11 protein-coding genes are annotated in these 14,991 nt (G+C 66.0%); 7 read left to right on the forward strand and 4 right to left on the reverse strand.

Features of this window, described 5'->3' with window-relative positions:
- Positions 1–64 precede the first annotated feature (64 nt).
- The 4 genes from CAL26_RS20070 to CAL26_RS20085 all read right to left on the reverse strand — a co-directional run bounded on the left by CAL26_RS20070 (position 65) and on the right by CAL26_RS20085 (position 7,773).
- Positions 65–1,579: an efflux transporter outer membrane subunit gene (locus tag CAL26_RS20070; protein ID WP_373454496.1), complete on the reverse strand. Its 1,515-nt coding sequence runs from the start codon at positions 1,577–1,579 to the stop codon at positions 65–67.
- A 14-nt stretch (positions 1,580–1,593) separates the two neighbouring features.
- The gene (locus tag CAL26_RS20075; protein ID WP_094848508.1) at positions 1,594–4,797 is read right to left on the reverse strand and encodes an efflux RND transporter permease subunit; all 3,204 of its coding nucleotides are present in this window, start codon (positions 4,795–4,797) and stop codon (positions 1,594–1,596) included.
- 68 nt (positions 4,798–4,865) lie between these two features.
- A complete protein-coding gene (locus CAL26_RS20080; protein ID WP_094848509.1) occupies positions 4,866–6,131 on the reverse strand; it encodes an efflux RND transporter periplasmic adaptor subunit in 1,266 nt (421 codons plus the stop codon).
- Between the two features lie 304 nt (positions 6,132–6,435).
- Complete coding sequence (locus CAL26_RS20085; RefSeq protein WP_094848510.1) at positions 6,436–7,773, reverse strand: MFS transporter; 1,338 nt, start codon at positions 7,771–7,773, stop codon at positions 6,436–6,438.
- Between the two features lie 299 nt (positions 7,774–8,072).
- Here CAL26_RS20085 and cyoA point away from each other — a divergent pair, with 299 nt between their 5' ends.
- The 7 genes from cyoA (at position 8,073) to CAL26_RS20120 (ending at position 14,985) form a co-directional block, all read left to right on the forward strand.
- A complete protein-coding gene (gene cyoA, locus CAL26_RS20090; RefSeq protein ID WP_094848511.1) occupies positions 8,073–9,149 on the forward strand; it encodes a ubiquinol oxidase subunit II in 1,077 nt (358 codons plus the stop codon).
- A gap of 62 nt (positions 9,150–9,211) precedes the next feature.
- A complete protein-coding gene (gene cyoB, locus CAL26_RS20095; RefSeq protein ID WP_094848512.1) occupies positions 9,212–11,215 on the forward strand; it encodes a cytochrome o ubiquinol oxidase subunit I in 2,004 nt (667 codons plus the stop codon).
- Positions 11,208–11,849 carry a cytochrome o ubiquinol oxidase subunit III gene (gene cyoC, locus CAL26_RS20100; RefSeq protein WP_086066440.1) on the forward strand — a complete coding sequence of 214 codons (642 nt, stop codon included), beginning with the start codon at positions 11,208–11,210 and terminating at the stop codon, positions 11,847–11,849. Before cyoB ends, cyoC begins: the two co-directional genes overlap by 8 nt.
- Positions 11,846–12,253 (forward strand): cytochrome o ubiquinol oxidase subunit IV, encoded by a 408-nt coding sequence (gene cyoD, locus CAL26_RS20105; RefSeq protein ID WP_086066441.1) that lies wholly within the window; start codon positions 11,846–11,848, stop codon positions 12,251–12,253. The genes cyoC and cyoD overlap by 4 nt, the downstream gene beginning before the upstream one ends.
- Positions 12,254–12,255: 2 nt before the next feature.
- The gene (locus CAL26_RS20110; protein ID WP_094848513.1) at positions 12,256–13,125 is read left to right on the forward strand and encodes an SURF1 family protein; all 870 of its coding nucleotides are present in this window, start codon (positions 12,256–12,258) and stop codon (positions 13,123–13,125) included.
- On the forward strand, positions 13,122–14,432 hold the full coding sequence (locus CAL26_RS20115; RefSeq protein WP_094848514.1) for an ATP-binding protein: 1,311 nt from the start codon (positions 13,122–13,124) through the stop codon (positions 14,430–14,432). The genes CAL26_RS20110 and CAL26_RS20115 overlap by 4 nt, the downstream gene beginning before the upstream one ends.
- A complete protein-coding gene (locus CAL26_RS20120) occupies positions 14,410–14,985 on the forward strand; it encodes a response regulator transcription factor (protein ID WP_094848515.1) in 576 nt (191 codons plus the stop codon). Before CAL26_RS20115 ends, CAL26_RS20120 begins: the two co-directional genes overlap by 23 nt.
- Positions 14,986–14,991: the final 6 nt, after the last annotated feature.

Here is a 14,991-nt window from a genome sequence, read left to right on the forward strand (position 1 = left end):
GACAAGGTCCATGCATCAGCAAACCGTGTTCCGGAAATCGTTCCTCCGGAGGGCGGCCCCGCCCTTATTTCGCCGGGGCCGCGGCGTCCGCCGTCTGTTCCGGCTTCCTGGTGGTTTCTTCCCAGCCGCCGCCCAGCGCCTTGTACAGCGCCACGCGGTTCAACAGCGCCCCCAATCCGGCCTGCACCAGCTGCAGCTGCGCGTCGTAGTAGGTCACCTGGGCGTTCTGCACCTGCAGGTAGCTGTCGACGCCGCTGTTGTAGCGCATCGTGGAGAGCTCGACCGAGCGCGCCGAGGAGGTTTCCAGCGCGCGCAGCGCCTGCACCTGCGTGCCGTAGGTCGCCACGCCCGCCAGGGCGTCGGAGACCTCCTGGAAGGCCTGCTGGATCGATTTCTCGTACTGGGCCACCGCGATGTTGTCACGCGCCTTGGCCAGGTCCAGATTGGCCCGGATGGAGCCCCCGGCGAAGATCGGCGTGGTGATGGACGGCGAGAAGCTCCAGAATCCGTGACCGCCCTTGAACAGGTCGTCCAGCGACGGGCTGGCCGCGCCCAGCAGGCCGGTCAGCGATATCGTCGGGAAGAAAGCCGCGCGGGCAGCACCGATATTGGCATTGGCCGAGCGCAGGTTGTTTTCCGCCGACAGGATGTCGGGACGGCGCTCCAGCAGGTCGGACGGCAGGCCCGCCGGAATGGTGGCCAGCACCTGGGCGTTGTCGAACGGGGCCGGCGGCGGCAGATCCGGCGGCAAGGGCGCGCCGGTCAGCAGGACCAGGGCATTCACCGCCTGCGCCTGGGTCCGCGCCAGCTCGGCCAGGCTGGCCGAGGCCGAGTCCAGCAGCGATTTGGCCTGGTTCAGGTCCAGTTCCGACGAGACGCCGCCATCGAAGCGGCGCTTGACCAGGTCATACGAGGCCTGGCGCGAATCCAGCGTCTTGCGCGTCAGGTCCAGCTGCACGTCGGCCGCGCGCAGGTTCAGGTACGCCTGGGCCACTTCGCCCACCAGCGAGATCTGCACGCTGCGGCGCGCCTGTTCTGTGGATAGGTATTGTTGGTACGCCGCTTCCGACAGGCTGCGCAGGCGTCCGAACACGTCGATCTCGAACGTGGTCAGGCCCAGGCCCGCCTGGTACTGGCTGCTGATCGACGACGAATCCGGCCCGCCCGGACGCAGGCTGGGCGGCAGGTGCTGCCGCGTGCCCTGGACGCCGGCGCCGATGGCGGGATAGATCTGGCCCCGCTGCACGCCCCATTGGGCGCGCGCCGCCTCCACATTCTGCACGGCCACGCGCAGGTCGCGGTTATTTTGCAGCGACAGCGCGATCAGCGCCTGCAGGCGCGGATCGCGGAAGAACTCGCGCCAGCCGAGGTCGGCGGCCGCCACGTCGCCCGCCGGGGCCAGGGCCGAGGCGGGCTGGGTGCCGGCCGTCGTGGCCTTGTCGTAGCCGCTGTACACCAGCTTGGGCTGGTCGGGCCAATCCGCCTGGATCGGCGCGCCGGGCCGCTCGTACTTGGGCGCCAGCGAGCAGCCGCTGACGGCGGCCACGATCGCCATGGCCAGCGAGGTTCTCTTCAACATGAATGGCGCACGCATCATTCACCCTTCCCTTCGGTGGCGGGCGCGGGCGGGGTGCCGTCCTGCGTCCGCCTGGCCGCCTGTTCTTCCTCGAAGCGGCGCGCTTCCGCGCCCAGCAGGCGCGGCTTGGTCTTGAACAGACCCAGCACGACGACGAAGAAGGTCGGCACGAAAATCACCGCGAACGGCGTGGCCGCCAGCATCCCGCCCAGCACGCCCAGGCCGACCGCGCGTTGGCTGGCCGCGCCCGCGCCGCTGGCGATGGCCAGCGGAATCACGCCCAGGATGAAGGCCAGCGACGTCATCAGGATGGGCCGGAACCGCAGCCGCGCGGCCTCGACCGCGGACTCGTACAGCCCGAAGCCGCGCGCGTACTGGTCCTTGGCGAATTCGACGATCAGGATGGCGTTCTTGGCCGCCAGCCCGATAACGGTCACCATCCCCACCTGGAAGTACACGTCGTTGGACATTCCCAGCAAGCCCACCAGGCCGACCGCGCCCAGCATGCCCAGCGGCACCACCAGCATCACGGAAAGCGGGATCGCCCAACTTTCGTACAGCGCCGCCAGCACCAGGAACACCACCATCAGCGACAGTCCCATCAGGATGGGCGCCTGGTTGCCGGCCTCCCGCTCCTGGTAGGACAGGCCGTTCCACTCGTAGCCGAAGCCCTGGGGCAACTGGGCCATCAGGTTTTCCATTTCCTGCATGGCTTCGCCGCTGGTGTAGCCCGGCCCCGCATCGCCGGAAATACGGATCGATTCGTAGCTGTTGTAGCGCACGATCTGCACCGGGCCCTGGCCCCACTTGGCGGTGACGAAGCTCGACAAGGGCACCATGCCGCCGCTCGCATTGCGGGCGTTCAGGTTCAGGATGTCTTCCACCTGCATGCGATAGGGCGCATCGGCCTGCACCCACACGTTCTGCATGCGGCCGAAGTTGGGGAACTTGTTGATCAGCGCGCTGCCCACCGCGGTGGAAACCAGCGTGGCCGCCTCGTCGAAGTTGACCCCCAGCGCGGCCGCCTTCTGGCGGTCGATCGTCAGGCTCAATTGCGCGCTCGGCCCGAGCCCGGAGATACGTACCTGCGACAGCACGGGGCTCTTCATCGCCATGCCCATCAACTGGCCGGTGGCGGCCGCGAGCGCGTCGGTGCCCGCGCCGGCACGGTCCTGCAGGCGGAAATCGAAGCCGGTGGCGTTGCCCAGCGTCGAGATGGCCGGCGGCACCACGGTGAAGACCATGGCGTCGTGTATGCCCATCAGCAGGTTGTTCAGGGCCCGGAAAGACACCGCCTGCGCGGAATTCGCGCGCCCCTTGCGCTCGTCGAAGTCCTTGAGCGTGGTGAAGGCGATCGCCGCGTTCAGGCCGTTGCCGTTGAAGCTGAAGCCCTGCACGGCAATGATGTTCTGCACCTGCGGCTGATCCATGAAGTACTTCTCGACCTGCTGCAGCACGTCCACCGCGCGATTGGCGCTGGAGCCCGACGGCAGTTCGATGTTGCTGATCACATAGCCCTGGTCTTCCTCGGGCAGGAAGGACGACGGCATGCGCCAGTACAGCCAGCCCAGCAGCAGCACCAGCACCAGGTAGATCAGCATCATCCGGCCGCCCTTGTGCAGGATGCGCGACACCCAGTTCTGGTATGCGTGCGTGCCGCGGTCGAAGCGGCGGTTGAACCAGCCGAAGAAGCCGCGTTTTTCCTCGTGCCGGTCATGCGGCACGGGCTTGAGGATGGTGGCGCACAGGGCCGGCGTGAAGCTCAGCGCAAGGAAGGCGGAGAAGAAGATCGATACCGCCATGGCGACGGCGAACTGGCGATAGATCACGCCCACCGAGCCGCCCATGAAAGCCAGCGGCAGGAACACGCTGACCAGCACCAGCGTGATGCCGGTGATGGCGCCGGTGATCTGCGGCATCGCGCGCGAGGTCGCCTCCTTGGGCGACAGGCCTTCGCTGGCCATGATGCGCTCGACGTTTTCAACGACCACGATGGCGTCGTCCACCAGGATCCCGATGGCCAGCACCATGGCGAACATGGTCAGTACGTTGATCGAGAAGCCCAGCGCCAGCATCACCGCGAAAGCGCCCAGCATCGCGACCGGCACCACCAGGGCCGGGATGATGGTGTAGCGCACGTTCTGCAGGAACAGGAACATCACCAGGAACACCAGCACCATGGCCTCGAGCAGTGTCTTGACCACGTCGGAGATCGAGGTCTGCACGTAGGGCGCGGTGTCGTACGGAATGTCGTACTTGATGTTGGCCGGGAAATACTTGGACAGCTGCTCCATCTGCTGGCGCACGCCCTTGGCGGTGGCGAGCGCGTTGGCATCGGGCGACAGGATGATGGCGAAGGCGGCCGTCGGCTTGCCGTTCAGGCGCGCGCCGAAGAAGTAGTTGTCGGCGCCGATCTCGACGCGGGCGACGTCGCGGATGCGCACCACCGACCCGTCGGTATTGGCGCGCAGCACCAGGTTGCCGAAGCCTTCCACGGTCGACAGCTGGCCGTTGGCGATCACCGTCGCCGTCGTGCGCTGGCTCGCCGGATTGGGCGGGCCGCCCATGTTGCCGCCGGAGATCAGGACGTTCTGCTGCGCGATGACCTGGTTGACGTCGGACATGCTCAGGTTGTAGCCCACCAGCTTCTGCGGATCGACCCAGATGCGCATGGCGCGCGGCGCGGCGAACAGCTGGAACTGGCCCACGCCCGGCACGCGCGACACGGGGTTCTTCACGTTACGCGTGACGTAGTCGGCCAACGCGGTCTGGTCCATCGTGCCGTCGGTGGACGACACGGTCACGATCATCAGGAAGCCGGTACTGGTCTGCTGGAACTGCACGCCCTGCTGCGCGACCGCGGCGGGGAGCTGGGCCGTCACGTTGGCCACGCGGTTCTGCACGTCCACCTGGGCCAGGTCCGGATCGCGGCCCGGCGCGAACGTGGCGGTGATGGTCGACTGGCCGTTCGAATCGCTGACGGATTCGTAATACAGCAGGCCCTTGGCGCCGTTGAGCTGATCCTCGATCAGGCTGGTCACCGAGTCGGCCACTTCCTTGGCGGATGCGCCGGGATAGGTGGCGGTGATCTCGATGGCGGGCGGCGCGACGTTGGGATACTGCGAGACCGGCATGTTGGGGATCGCCAGTATCCCCGCGAGCAGGATGAACAGCGCGACCACCCAGGCAAAGATCGGTCTATCGATAAAAAATTGCGGCATGAGGGTAGACCCCGAAGACAATGCTCATGGTGCGGGGAAGCGGCGCCCTGGCACGGCGCCGCGCCCGATTACGACTTCTGACCGGCAGGCGCGGCGGGAGCCGCCGGCTGTTGCGCGCCGGACTGTTGTGCTCCGGGCTGTTGTGCTCCGGGCTGTTGTGCTCCGGGCTGTTGCGCGCCGGGCTGCTGGCCCGGCGTCCATTGCGACACCTTCACCGGCGCGCCCGGGCGGACTTTCTGGAAGCCTTCCACGACGACCACGTCGCCGGCCTTCAGGCCGCTGGTGATGACCCAGCGCCCGTTGAGCGCATTGCCGGTGGTCACGTTGACCTGGTCGATCTTGCCATCGCGCACCAGCATCAGGCTCTGCAAGCCGTCAGGCGTGCGCTGCAGGGCCTGCTGCGGCACCAGCAGCGCCTTGTCGTCCACGCCCTGCGTCAGCCGCACGCGCACGTACATGCCGGGCAGCAGCACGGTTTCCGGATTGGGGAATACGGCGCGCAGGTTCACCTGTCCGGTGGACGGATCGACGGTGATGCCGGTGAACAGCAGCTTGCCTTTATGCCCGTAGATCGAGCCGTCTTCCAGCACGACCTCGGCCAGGGCCGCGTTGTCGCCCACCTTCTGCAGCTGGCCGCCCGCGAAGGCCTTGCGCAGCGCCGCCAGGTCTGTGGTCGACTGCGTGAAATCGACGTAGACGGGATCCAGCTGCTGGACCAGCGCCATCTCCGTGGCCGACGTAGCTTCCACCAGCGCGCCTTCGGTCACCAGCGGCTTGCCGATGCGGCCGGTGATCGGCGACGTCACATTGGTATAGCCGAGGTTGATCGAGGCGTTCTGCAGATTGGCCTTGGCGGCCGCGACCGCGGCGTCGGCCTGCCGATAGCTGGCCACCGCGTTGTCGTAATCCTGCTTGCTGACGGCATTCGCCTTCACCAGCGGCGCGTAGCGATCGGCCAGCGCCTTGGCGCTGAACAGATCGGCCTGCGATTGCTTCAATTGCGCGGCGGCCTGATCGTAGGCCGCCTTGTAGGGCGCCGGATCGATCTTGAACAGCAGCTCGTTTTCCTTGACGTCGCCGCCCTGCTGGAAAACGATCTTCTGCACGATGCCCGTGACCCGTGCGCGGATCTGCGCGTCGCGCACGGCGTCGACGCGGCCGGGCAGGTCGGCCACGCTGGGCGCGCGCTCGGGCTGCACCGTGATGACGCTGACCTGGGGTGGACCGGGATTCAATTGCGGACGCTCGCCGCATCCGGCGAGCAATGTCACCGCGGCGGCAACGGTGACCAGGGGTGCTGCTACGCGCTTTGGAATACGAGGCGCAAAATGCATGGAATCCTCTCGCCATCGGCATGCGGAACCATGCCGTCTTGAATGAAGCGGGCACGAAAGGCCGATTGGCGTACGGCAGCGCTTATGGCGTTGCGCAAACCTTGCCCCCACCCCATTCGTCTCCCGCGGGCCGCGCTAATGTAACGCATTCAACGATTCGACACCAATATCATGCAATCTGTGTCGAGCACACGTTAAAAAAGCCGGCAAGGCCGGCTCAGCGATTCACCCTGGGGCTGGCCCGGAACGCCGCTGTCGCGCGGCGTCCGGTTCAGGGTTCAGGGTTCAGGGCTCGATGCGGGTGTCAGTCGCGCTGAAGCTCCAGCGAGCGGTTGATGCGCAGCGCCAGCAGCGTGCAGGCCACCCCGGACAGCAGATAGACGCTGACCGCGCCCAGGCCGAAACGGGCCGACAGGCTCAACGCCACCACCGGCGCGAACGCCGCGCCGAACAACCAGGCGAAGTCGGCCGTGAACGCCGCCCCGGTATAGCGGAACCGCCGGGCGAAATTGGACGTCACGGTGCCCGAGGCCTGGCCGTAGGACAAGCCCAGCAGCACGAAACCGATCAGGATGAAGGCGTCCTGCGCCACGGTGCCGCCGTCCAGCAGCCACGGGGTGCACAGGCTGAACACGCCGATCAGGAAGGCCAGCGTGCCCAGGGTATTGCGGCGGCCGATACGGTCGGCCAGCCAGCCCGAGGCCATGGTGCCCAGGATGCCCAGCAAGGCCCCGATGACCTGGACGCTCAGGATGGCGTCTATGGACTGCGTGGACTGCAGCGCCAGCCACGACAGCGGGAAGATGGTCACCAGGTGGAACAAGGCATAGCTGGCCAGGGCCGCGAAGGCGCCCAGGAAGATGTTATAGCCCTGCGAGCGCATCAGCGTGTGCGCGGGGATGGGCTCGAGCTCGCCTTCTTCCAGCAGCCGCGTGTATTCATGCGTCACCACCAGGCGCAGGCGGGCGAACAGCGCCACGACGTTGATGGCAAAGGCGACGTAGAAGGGATAACGCCAGCCCCATTCGGTGAAGTCGTCGGCGTTCAGGTTGGTGTGCAGGTACAGGAACAGGCCGCCCGCCAGCAGGAAGCCGATGGGCGCGCCCAGCTGGCCCAGCATCGCGTACCAGCCGCGCCGTTCCGGCGGGGCGTTCAGGGCCAGCAGGGACGGCAGGCCGTCCCAGGCGCCCCCGGTGGCCAGGCCTTGCAGGCAGCGGAACACGGCAAGCAATATAATGGCGCGTTCGCCCAGGGTGGCAAAGCTGGGCAGGAAGGCGATACCGGCGGTAGCCGTACCGAGCACGAAGAGTGCGATGGTCAGCTTCGTCGCACGGCCCCAACGCCTCTGCACGGCCATGAACAAGGCGGTGCCGAAGGGCCGGGCGATGAAGGCGAAGGAAAATATGACGAAGGCGGCCAGTATGCCTTCGAGCCGCGTCAGGAACGGGAAAAACACCTGCGGGAAGACGAGTACCGAGGCGATCCCGTATACGAAGAAGTCGAAATATTCGGAGGCCCGTCCTATGACGACGCCAATGGCGATTTCTCCGGGCGCGACCTTGGAATGGTCGGCGGTGGTCAACCTTGCGTCACGCTCGAGCGTAGTCGATGACGCGTCTGGGAATGCTGCAGTCGTGGACATCTTATCTCCTCGCGATCATTGCGACCGGTTGCCCGGCCATAGCAGGCTTCGTTCCCGAAGACCGCCCCCTACTGTCGCGCAGGCCTGCTGCTTACCGAATATTGCCCTTCAACAGGCCCGGCGTGCCTTAGCATGGCACGACTTTCGGCTTGCCGCCATAGGTAGGACAAAATGTCCACTTTCCGCAGTGCGTCAAAAATTGTACATTTCGCGTGATTTTTTCTCGCAAGCTTACGCGGCGCTTACAGCTCCCCGTCAGCATTCCGCCCCAGTTCCTGTTTGAGCTTTCGTCGCCCGGCATGTCATCCTCCACGTTTTCCCGCCGACTTCTCCTGCTTCCGCTGCTCGCCCTGGTCGCCCTCCTGGGCGGCTGCAACGGGGTCGTGATGTCGCCGTCCGGCGATATCGCGGTGCAGCAACGCGATCTGATCGTCATCTCCACGGTGTTGATGCTGATCATCATCATCCCGGTCATCATCCTGACCCTGGTGTTCGCCTGGCGCTACCGCGCTTCCAACACCAACGCCGCCTACGACCCGGAGTGGCACCACTCCACCGTGGTGGAACTGGTGGTGTGGTCGGCCCCGCTGCTGATCATCATCGCCCTGGGCGCCATCACCTGGGTGACGACCCACCGGCTGGACCCCTACCGCCCGCTGGACCGCATCGCCGAAGGCCATGAACTGCCGACCAACGTCAAACCCCTGACGGTGGAAGTGGTGGCCCTGGACTGGAAATGGCTGTTCATCTACCCCGAGGAAGGCCTGGCCACGGTGAACGAGCTGGTGGCGCCGGTCAACCGGCCCATTACGTTCAAGATCACGTCGTCGACGATGATGAACTCCTTCTTCATCCCGGCGCTGGCCGGCCAGGTCTATGCCATGCCCGGCATGGAAACCAAGCTGCACGCCGTGATCAACAAGGCCGGCGTGTATGAAGGCTTTTCGGCCAACTACAGCGGCGCCGGTTTCTCGAACATGCGCTTCAAGTTCTACGGCATGACCAATGCCGATTTCGACAACTGGGTCCAGCAGACGCGCGACGGCGGGGGTGAACTGACCCGCCCGGTCTACCTGAAACTGGAACAGCCCAGCGAAAAAGACCCGGTCCGCCGCTACGCCAAGGTGGCGCCCGATCTGTATGACGCCATCGTCAACCGCTGCGTCGAAGCCAACCGCATGTGCATCAAGGACATGATGGCGATCGACGAGAAGGGCGGCCTCGGTACGTCCGGCACCTATAACGTCGCCAACAACGGCTCGACCCGCGTTCGTCTCGGCCTGGCCGACACGTCCGCGCGGAACTATGTCGGCGCCGTCTGCACGCCCGCCAACCCCACCGGCGCCGCCGTCCTGGACGATCGCGTACCGCTCTGATCCGAACCTGAATCAGCCGCCCGCCCTCTTTCCGCCTTGCGCCTCCCGTCACGGGAATCGAGATGTTTGAGAACCTAGACCTGCAAAAGCTATTATTCGGCCGCCTATCCCTGGAGGCGATCCCCTACCATGAACCGATCCTGGTGGTGACGTTCATCTTCGTGGCCATCGGCGGCATCGCGCTGCTGGGCGCGTTGACCTACTTCCGCGTGTGGGGCACCCTGTGGCGCGACTGGTTCACCAGCATCGACCACAAGAAGATCGGCATCATGTACATCGTGCTGGCGATCATCATGCTGCTGCGCGGCTTCGCCGACGCGATCATGATGCGCCTGCAGCAGGCGATCGCCTTCGGCGACTCCACCGGCTACCTGCCGCCGCACCACTACGACCAGATCTTCACCGCGCACGGCGTGATCATGATCTTCTTCGTGGCGATGCCGCTGGTCACGGGCCTGATGAACTACATCGTGCCGCTGCAGATCGGCGCGCGCGACGTGGCCTTCCCCTTCCTGAACAATTTCAGCTTCTGGATGACGGTGGGCGGCGGCGTGCTGATCATGACTTCGCTGTTCGTCGGCGAATTCGCGCGCACCGGCTGGCTGGCCTATCCGCCGCTGTCGGGCATCCTGCAGAGTCCGGACGTGGGGGTGGATTACTACATCTGGGGATTACAGGTCGCGGGCCTGGGGACATTGCTGTCGGGCATCAACCTGCTGGTGACCATCGTCAAGATGCGCGCGCCCGGCATGGGCTTGATGAAGATGCCCATCTTCACGTGGACGTCGCTGTGCACCAACGTGCTGATCGTCGCGGCCTTCCCCATCCTGACGGCCGTGCTGGCGCTGCTGGCGCTGGACCGCTACGCCGGAACGAACTTCTTCACGAACGACTTCGGCGGTAACCCGATGATGTACATCAACCTCATCTGGATCTGGGGCCATCCGGAGGTATACATCCTGATCCTGCCGGCCTTCGGCGTGTTTTCGGAAGTCGTGTCCACCTATAGCGGCAAGCGCCTGTTCGGCTATGCGTCCATGGTGTACGCCACCGTGGTGATCACGGTGCTGTCCTACCTGGTGTGGCTGCACCACTTCTTCACCATGGGTTCGGGGGCGAGCGTCAACTCGTTCTTCGGCATCACCACGATGATCATCTCGATCCCGACCGGGGCGAAGATCTTCAACTGGCTGTTCACGATGTACCGCGGCCGCATCCGTTTCGACGTGCCGATGCTGTGGACGGTGGGTTTCATGGTGACCTTCGTCATCGGCGGCATGACCGGCGTGATGCTGGCCGTTCCGCCGGCCGACTTCGTGCTGCACAACAGCCTGTTCCTGATCGCCCACTTCCACAACGTGATCATCGGCGGCGTGCTGTTCGGCATGTTCGCGGGCATCAACTACTGGTTCCCCAAGGCCTTCGGCTTCAAGCTCGACGAATTCTGGGGCAAGGTCTCGTTCTGGTTCTGGCTGGTGGGCTTCTGGGTGGCCTTCGCGCCCCTGTACGTGCTGGGCCTGATGGGCGTGACCCGCCGCATGAACCACTTCGACGATCCGTCGCTGCAGATCTGGTTCGTGATCGCCGCCATCGGCGCCGGCCTGATCGCCATCGGCATCGCCAGCTTCCTGATCCAGATCTACGTCAGCTTCCGCCGCCGCGAGCAGCTGCGCGACGTGACGGGCGACCCCTGGAACGGCCGTACGCTGGAGTGGTCGACCTCGTCGCCCCCGCCCGCCTACAACTTCGCCTTCACCCCGCAGATCCATGAAGGCGATGCGTGGTGGCAGATGAAGCAGCGCGGTTCGCAGCGCCCGACGGAAGGGTTCATTCCCATCCACATGCCCAAGAACACGGCCGCCGGCGTCATCATCGCCGGACTGTGCACGGCCTTCGGCTTCGGCATGATCTGGCACATGTGGCTGCTGGTGATCGCTTCCTTCGTCGGCGCCATCGCCGCGGCGATCGTCCACAGCTTCAACTACAAGCGCGACTACTACATTCCCGCGGACGAAGTCGTTCGCACCGAAGCCGAGCGTACCCGTCTGCTAGCGAACCATGTCTAAAGCCACCGTCCTGACCCAACCCGGCGCCGCGGCTGCGCCGGAAAACCTCCGGTTCTACCTGACGGAGGAACACCATCCGAAGAACGGCACCTTGCTGGGCTTCTGGATCTACCTGATGAGCGATTGCCTCATCTTCGCCAGCCTGTTCGCGGTGTACGGCGTGCTGGGCCGCAGCTATGCGGCCGGCCCGTCCGGCGCCGACCTGTTCGACCTGCCGCTGGTGGCGCTGAACACGTCGATGCTGCTGCTGTCGTCCATCACCTATGGCTTCGCCATGCTGGAGATGAACCGCAACCGCGTGGGCGCAACGCAGATGTGGCTGCTGATCACCGGCCTGTTCGGCGCGGCCTTCATCGGGCTCGAACTGTACGAATTCGCGCACCTGATCCACGAAGGCGCCGGCCCCGGCCGCAGCGCTTTCCTGTCGTCGTTCTTCACCCTGGTGGGCACGCACGGGCTGCACGTCACCAGCGGCATCATCTGGCTGATCACCCTGATGGTGCAGGTCGGCCGCCACGGCCTGACCTCGGCCAACAAGCGCCGCCTGATGTGCCTGTCGATGTTCTGGCACTTCCTGGACGTCGTCTGGATCGGCGTGTTCACCTTTGTCTACCTGATGGGAGTGCTGCCATGAGCACGCATAACGGTACGCTGGCCCATGGCGATCACGACCACGGCCACGATCATCACGACGACCACGACGACGGCGCCGCGCACGGCACCTTCAAGGGCTACATGACGGGCTTCGTCCTGTCGGTCATCCTGACGGCGATCCCGTTCTGGATCGTCATGGGCAAGGTGTTCGACCAGTCCAGCACGACCGCCATGGTCATCCTGGGCCTGGCCGCGGTGCAGATCGTGGTCCACATGATCTACTTCCTGCACATGAACGCCCGCTCGGAAGGCGGCTGGACCATGCTGGCGCTGATCTTCACCGTGGTCATCGTCGTCATCACGCTGGCCGGCTCGCTGTGGGTCATGTATCACCTGAACGTGAACATGATGCCGTCCATGACCGACATGAAGAACATGCCGTAAGGATGGCCGATCCCCATGTGACCCTTCCGCCGGATGGCGAGTCCCCACGCTCGCCGCATGGCCGGGGTCCGTCGCACACCGCCCTGCCCGACGCCGACACCGGCGGCGGGCGCCGCCCGGCAGTCCTGATCTGCATGGCGGTCGTGGCGGTGTTGCTTTTTGTGGGCTTCAGCGCGCTGGGCACCTGGCAGGTGCAGCGGCGCGCCTGGAAACTGGACCTGATCGCGCGCGTGGAGCAACGCGTCCACGCGCCCGCGCAGCCGGCGCCGGGGCCGCAACGCTGGCCCGCCATGACCGCCGACAGCGACGAGTACCGCCACGTATCCCTGACCGGACGCTACGACTACGGCAAGGAAACGCTCACCCAGGCCAGCACCGAACTGGGCAGCGGCTACTGGGTGATCACGCCCCTGCTGCGGGATGACGGCACGACCGTGCTGATCAACCGCGGCTTCGTGCCGGGCGACCAGCGCGGCGGCATCGAGCACCCGGAGGCGGCCGCGCGCGACGGCGTGACGGTCACCGGACTGCTGCGCATCAGCGAGCCCGGCGGGGGGTTCCTGCGCCATAACGATCCGGCCGGCAACCGCTGGTATTCACGCGACGTGCAGGCCATCGCCGCGGCGCGCGGACTGTCCGATACCGCGCCGTATTTCGTCGACGCGCAGGCTCCCGCCGTGAACGCGAACGCGCAGGCCGCGCGCGGCGCCGCGCCCGACACCTGGCCGCGCGCCGGCATGACCGTCATCGCCTTCCACAACAGCCACCTGGTGTACGCGATCACCTGGTACGCCCTGGCCCTGATGGTGGCCGGCGCGGCCTTCTACACCGTCCGCGAAGAACGCCGCCGGCAGCGGACCCGCCGCCCATGATGCCCAGCGGCCGGCGCCGGCACGACACCACCGGCCACAAGAACATGCAGCAGCTGATCACGCTGCGCTGGATCGCCGTGCTGGGCCAGGTCGCCACCATCTACGTCGTCGTGATGGGTTTCGGCGTGCCGCTGCCGCTGAACTACATGGTGCCCGTCCTGGGCGGCCTGATCGCCTTCAACATCGTCGGCATGCTGCGCCTGCAGCTGGCCCCCGAAGTGAGCAATACCGAACTGCTGGTCGCGATGCTGGTGGACCTGGTCGCGCTGACCGCCCAGCTCTACCTGAGCGGGGGCGCGACCAACCCCTTCGTGTTCCTCTACCTGGTGCAGGTCACCCTCGGCGCCGTGCTGCTCAAGCCGTGGAGCACGTGGATGCTGGTCATCACCACGACGCTGTGCTTCATGCTGCTGGCCGCCGCCGGCCGGCCGCTGACGCTGCCGCTGGACCACGGCAACGGCCTGGCCAGCCTGTACGTGCAGGGCATGCTGATCTGCTTCGCGCTCAATGCATCCCTGCTGGTGGTGTTCATCACGCGTATCAACGGCAACCTGCGGGCGCGCGACGCCCACCTGGCCGACCTGCGCCAACGCGCGGCCGAAGAAGAACATATCGTCCGCATGGGCCTGCTGGCCTCCGGCGCGGCGCATGAGCTGGGCACGCCGCTGGCGACCATGGCCGTCATCCTGGGGGATTGGCGACACATGAGGCCGTTCAAGGACGATCCGCAGCTGCTGCAGGAAATCGGCGATATGCAGGCGTCCGTGGCGCGCTGCAAATCCATCGTGGGCGGCATCCTGCTGTCCGCCGGCGAAGCGCGCGGCGACGCGCCCGCCGAAACCACCGTCCATACCTTCCTGGACGAGCTGGTGGCGGAATGGCGCGCCACGCGCGGCTTCGACGAACAGCTGCGCTATGAAAACGGCTTCGGCCCGGATCTGCGCATCGTCTCGGATTCGGCCCTCAAGCAGATGATCTGCAACGTGTTGGACAATGCGCTGGAAGCGGCGCGACGGGGGATCGCCCTGCGGGTGGGCCGCGAGGACGACGCGCTGTTGCTGGAAGTCACGGACGACGGGCCCGGATTCGCGCCGCCCATGCTGGCCAGTTTCGGCAAGCCCTACCAGTCCAGCAAGGGCCGGCCGGGTGGCGGGCTGGGGCTGTTCCTGGTGGTGAACGTGGCGCGCACCCTGGGGGGCACGGTGTCTGCCGAGAACCGCGCCGAAGGCGGCGCGCGCGTCACGCTGCGGCTGCCGCTTTCGGCAATTACCCTGGAGGAACCGGATGGGACCACACCCGCTTCCTGAAGACGCCAATGCCGGACCGGCCGCGGAGCGGCTGCTGCTCATCGTCGAGGACGACGAGACCTTCGCGCGCACCCTGGGCCGCTCGTTCGAACGGCGCGGCTACCGCGTGCTGCACGCCACCGGCCTGGAGACCCTGCAGGCGCTGCTGCCGGACCATCAACCCGGCTATGCCGTCATCGACCTGAAGCTCAAGGGCGACGCGTCGGGGCTGGCCTGCGTGCAGGCGCTGCATGCGCATCACCCGCAGACCATCATCGTGGTGCTGACAGGCTATGCCAGCATCGCCACGGCGGTGGAGGCGATCAAGCTCGGTGCGCGCCACTACCTGGCCAAGCCGTCGAACACGGACGATATCGAACAGGCATTCGGCCGGGACGCCGGTGACGTCGAAACCGAATTGAGCGACCGCCCCACGTCCATCAAGACGCTGGAATGGGAGCGGATACACGAGACGCTGGCCGAAACGGGTTTCAATATCTCGGAAACCGCGCGGCGCCTGGGCATGCACAGGCGCACGCTGGCGCGCAAGCTGGAAAAACAGCGGGTGAAGTGATCCGCG

This window comes from Bordetella genomosp. 9 (assembly GCF_002261425.1).
In the GTDB taxonomy this organism is placed as follows: Bacteria; Pseudomonadota; Gammaproteobacteria; order Burkholderiales; family Burkholderiaceae_B; genus Bordetella_C.

What these genes read in the sequence shown, in the direction of transcription:
- CAL26_RS20070 (WP_373454496.1), bottom strand. Translation starts at nt 1,579, where the DNA reads ATGTTGAAGAGAACCTCGCTGGCCATGGCGATCGTGGCCGCCGTCAGC.
- CAL26_RS20075 (WP_094848508.1), bottom strand. Translation starts at nt 4,797, where the DNA reads ATGCCGCAATTTTTTATCGATAGACCGATCTTTGCCTGGGTGGTCGCG.
- CAL26_RS20080 (WP_094848509.1), bottom strand. Translation starts at nt 6,131, where the DNA reads ATGCATTTTGCGCCTCGTATTCCAAAGCGCGTAGCAGCACCCCTGGTC.
- CAL26_RS20085 (WP_094848510.1), bottom strand. Translation starts at nt 7,773, where the DNA reads ATGTCCACGACTGCAGCATTCCCAGACGCGTCATCGACTACGCTCGAG.
- cyoA (WP_094848511.1), top strand. Translation starts at nt 8,073, where the DNA reads ATGTCATCCTCCACGTTTTCCCGCCGACTTCTCCTGCTTCCGCTGCTC.
- cyoB (WP_094848512.1), top strand. Translation starts at nt 9,212, where the DNA reads ATGTTTGAGAACCTAGACCTGCAAAAGCTATTATTCGGCCGCCTATCC.
- cyoC (WP_086066440.1), top strand. Translation starts at nt 11,208, where the DNA reads ATGTCTAAAGCCACCGTCCTGACCCAACCCGGCGCCGCGGCTGCGCCG.
- cyoD (WP_086066441.1), top strand. Translation starts at nt 11,846, where the DNA reads ATGAGCACGCATAACGGTACGCTGGCCCATGGCGATCACGACCACGGC.
- CAL26_RS20110 (WP_094848513.1), top strand. Translation starts at nt 12,256, where the DNA reads ATGGCCGATCCCCATGTGACCCTTCCGCCGGATGGCGAGTCCCCACGC.
- CAL26_RS20115 (WP_094848514.1), top strand. Translation starts at nt 13,122, where the DNA reads ATGATGCCCAGCGGCCGGCGCCGGCACGACACCACCGGCCACAAGAAC.
- CAL26_RS20120 (WP_094848515.1), top strand. Translation starts at nt 14,410, where the DNA reads ATGGGACCACACCCGCTTCCTGAAGACGCCAATGCCGGACCGGCCGCG.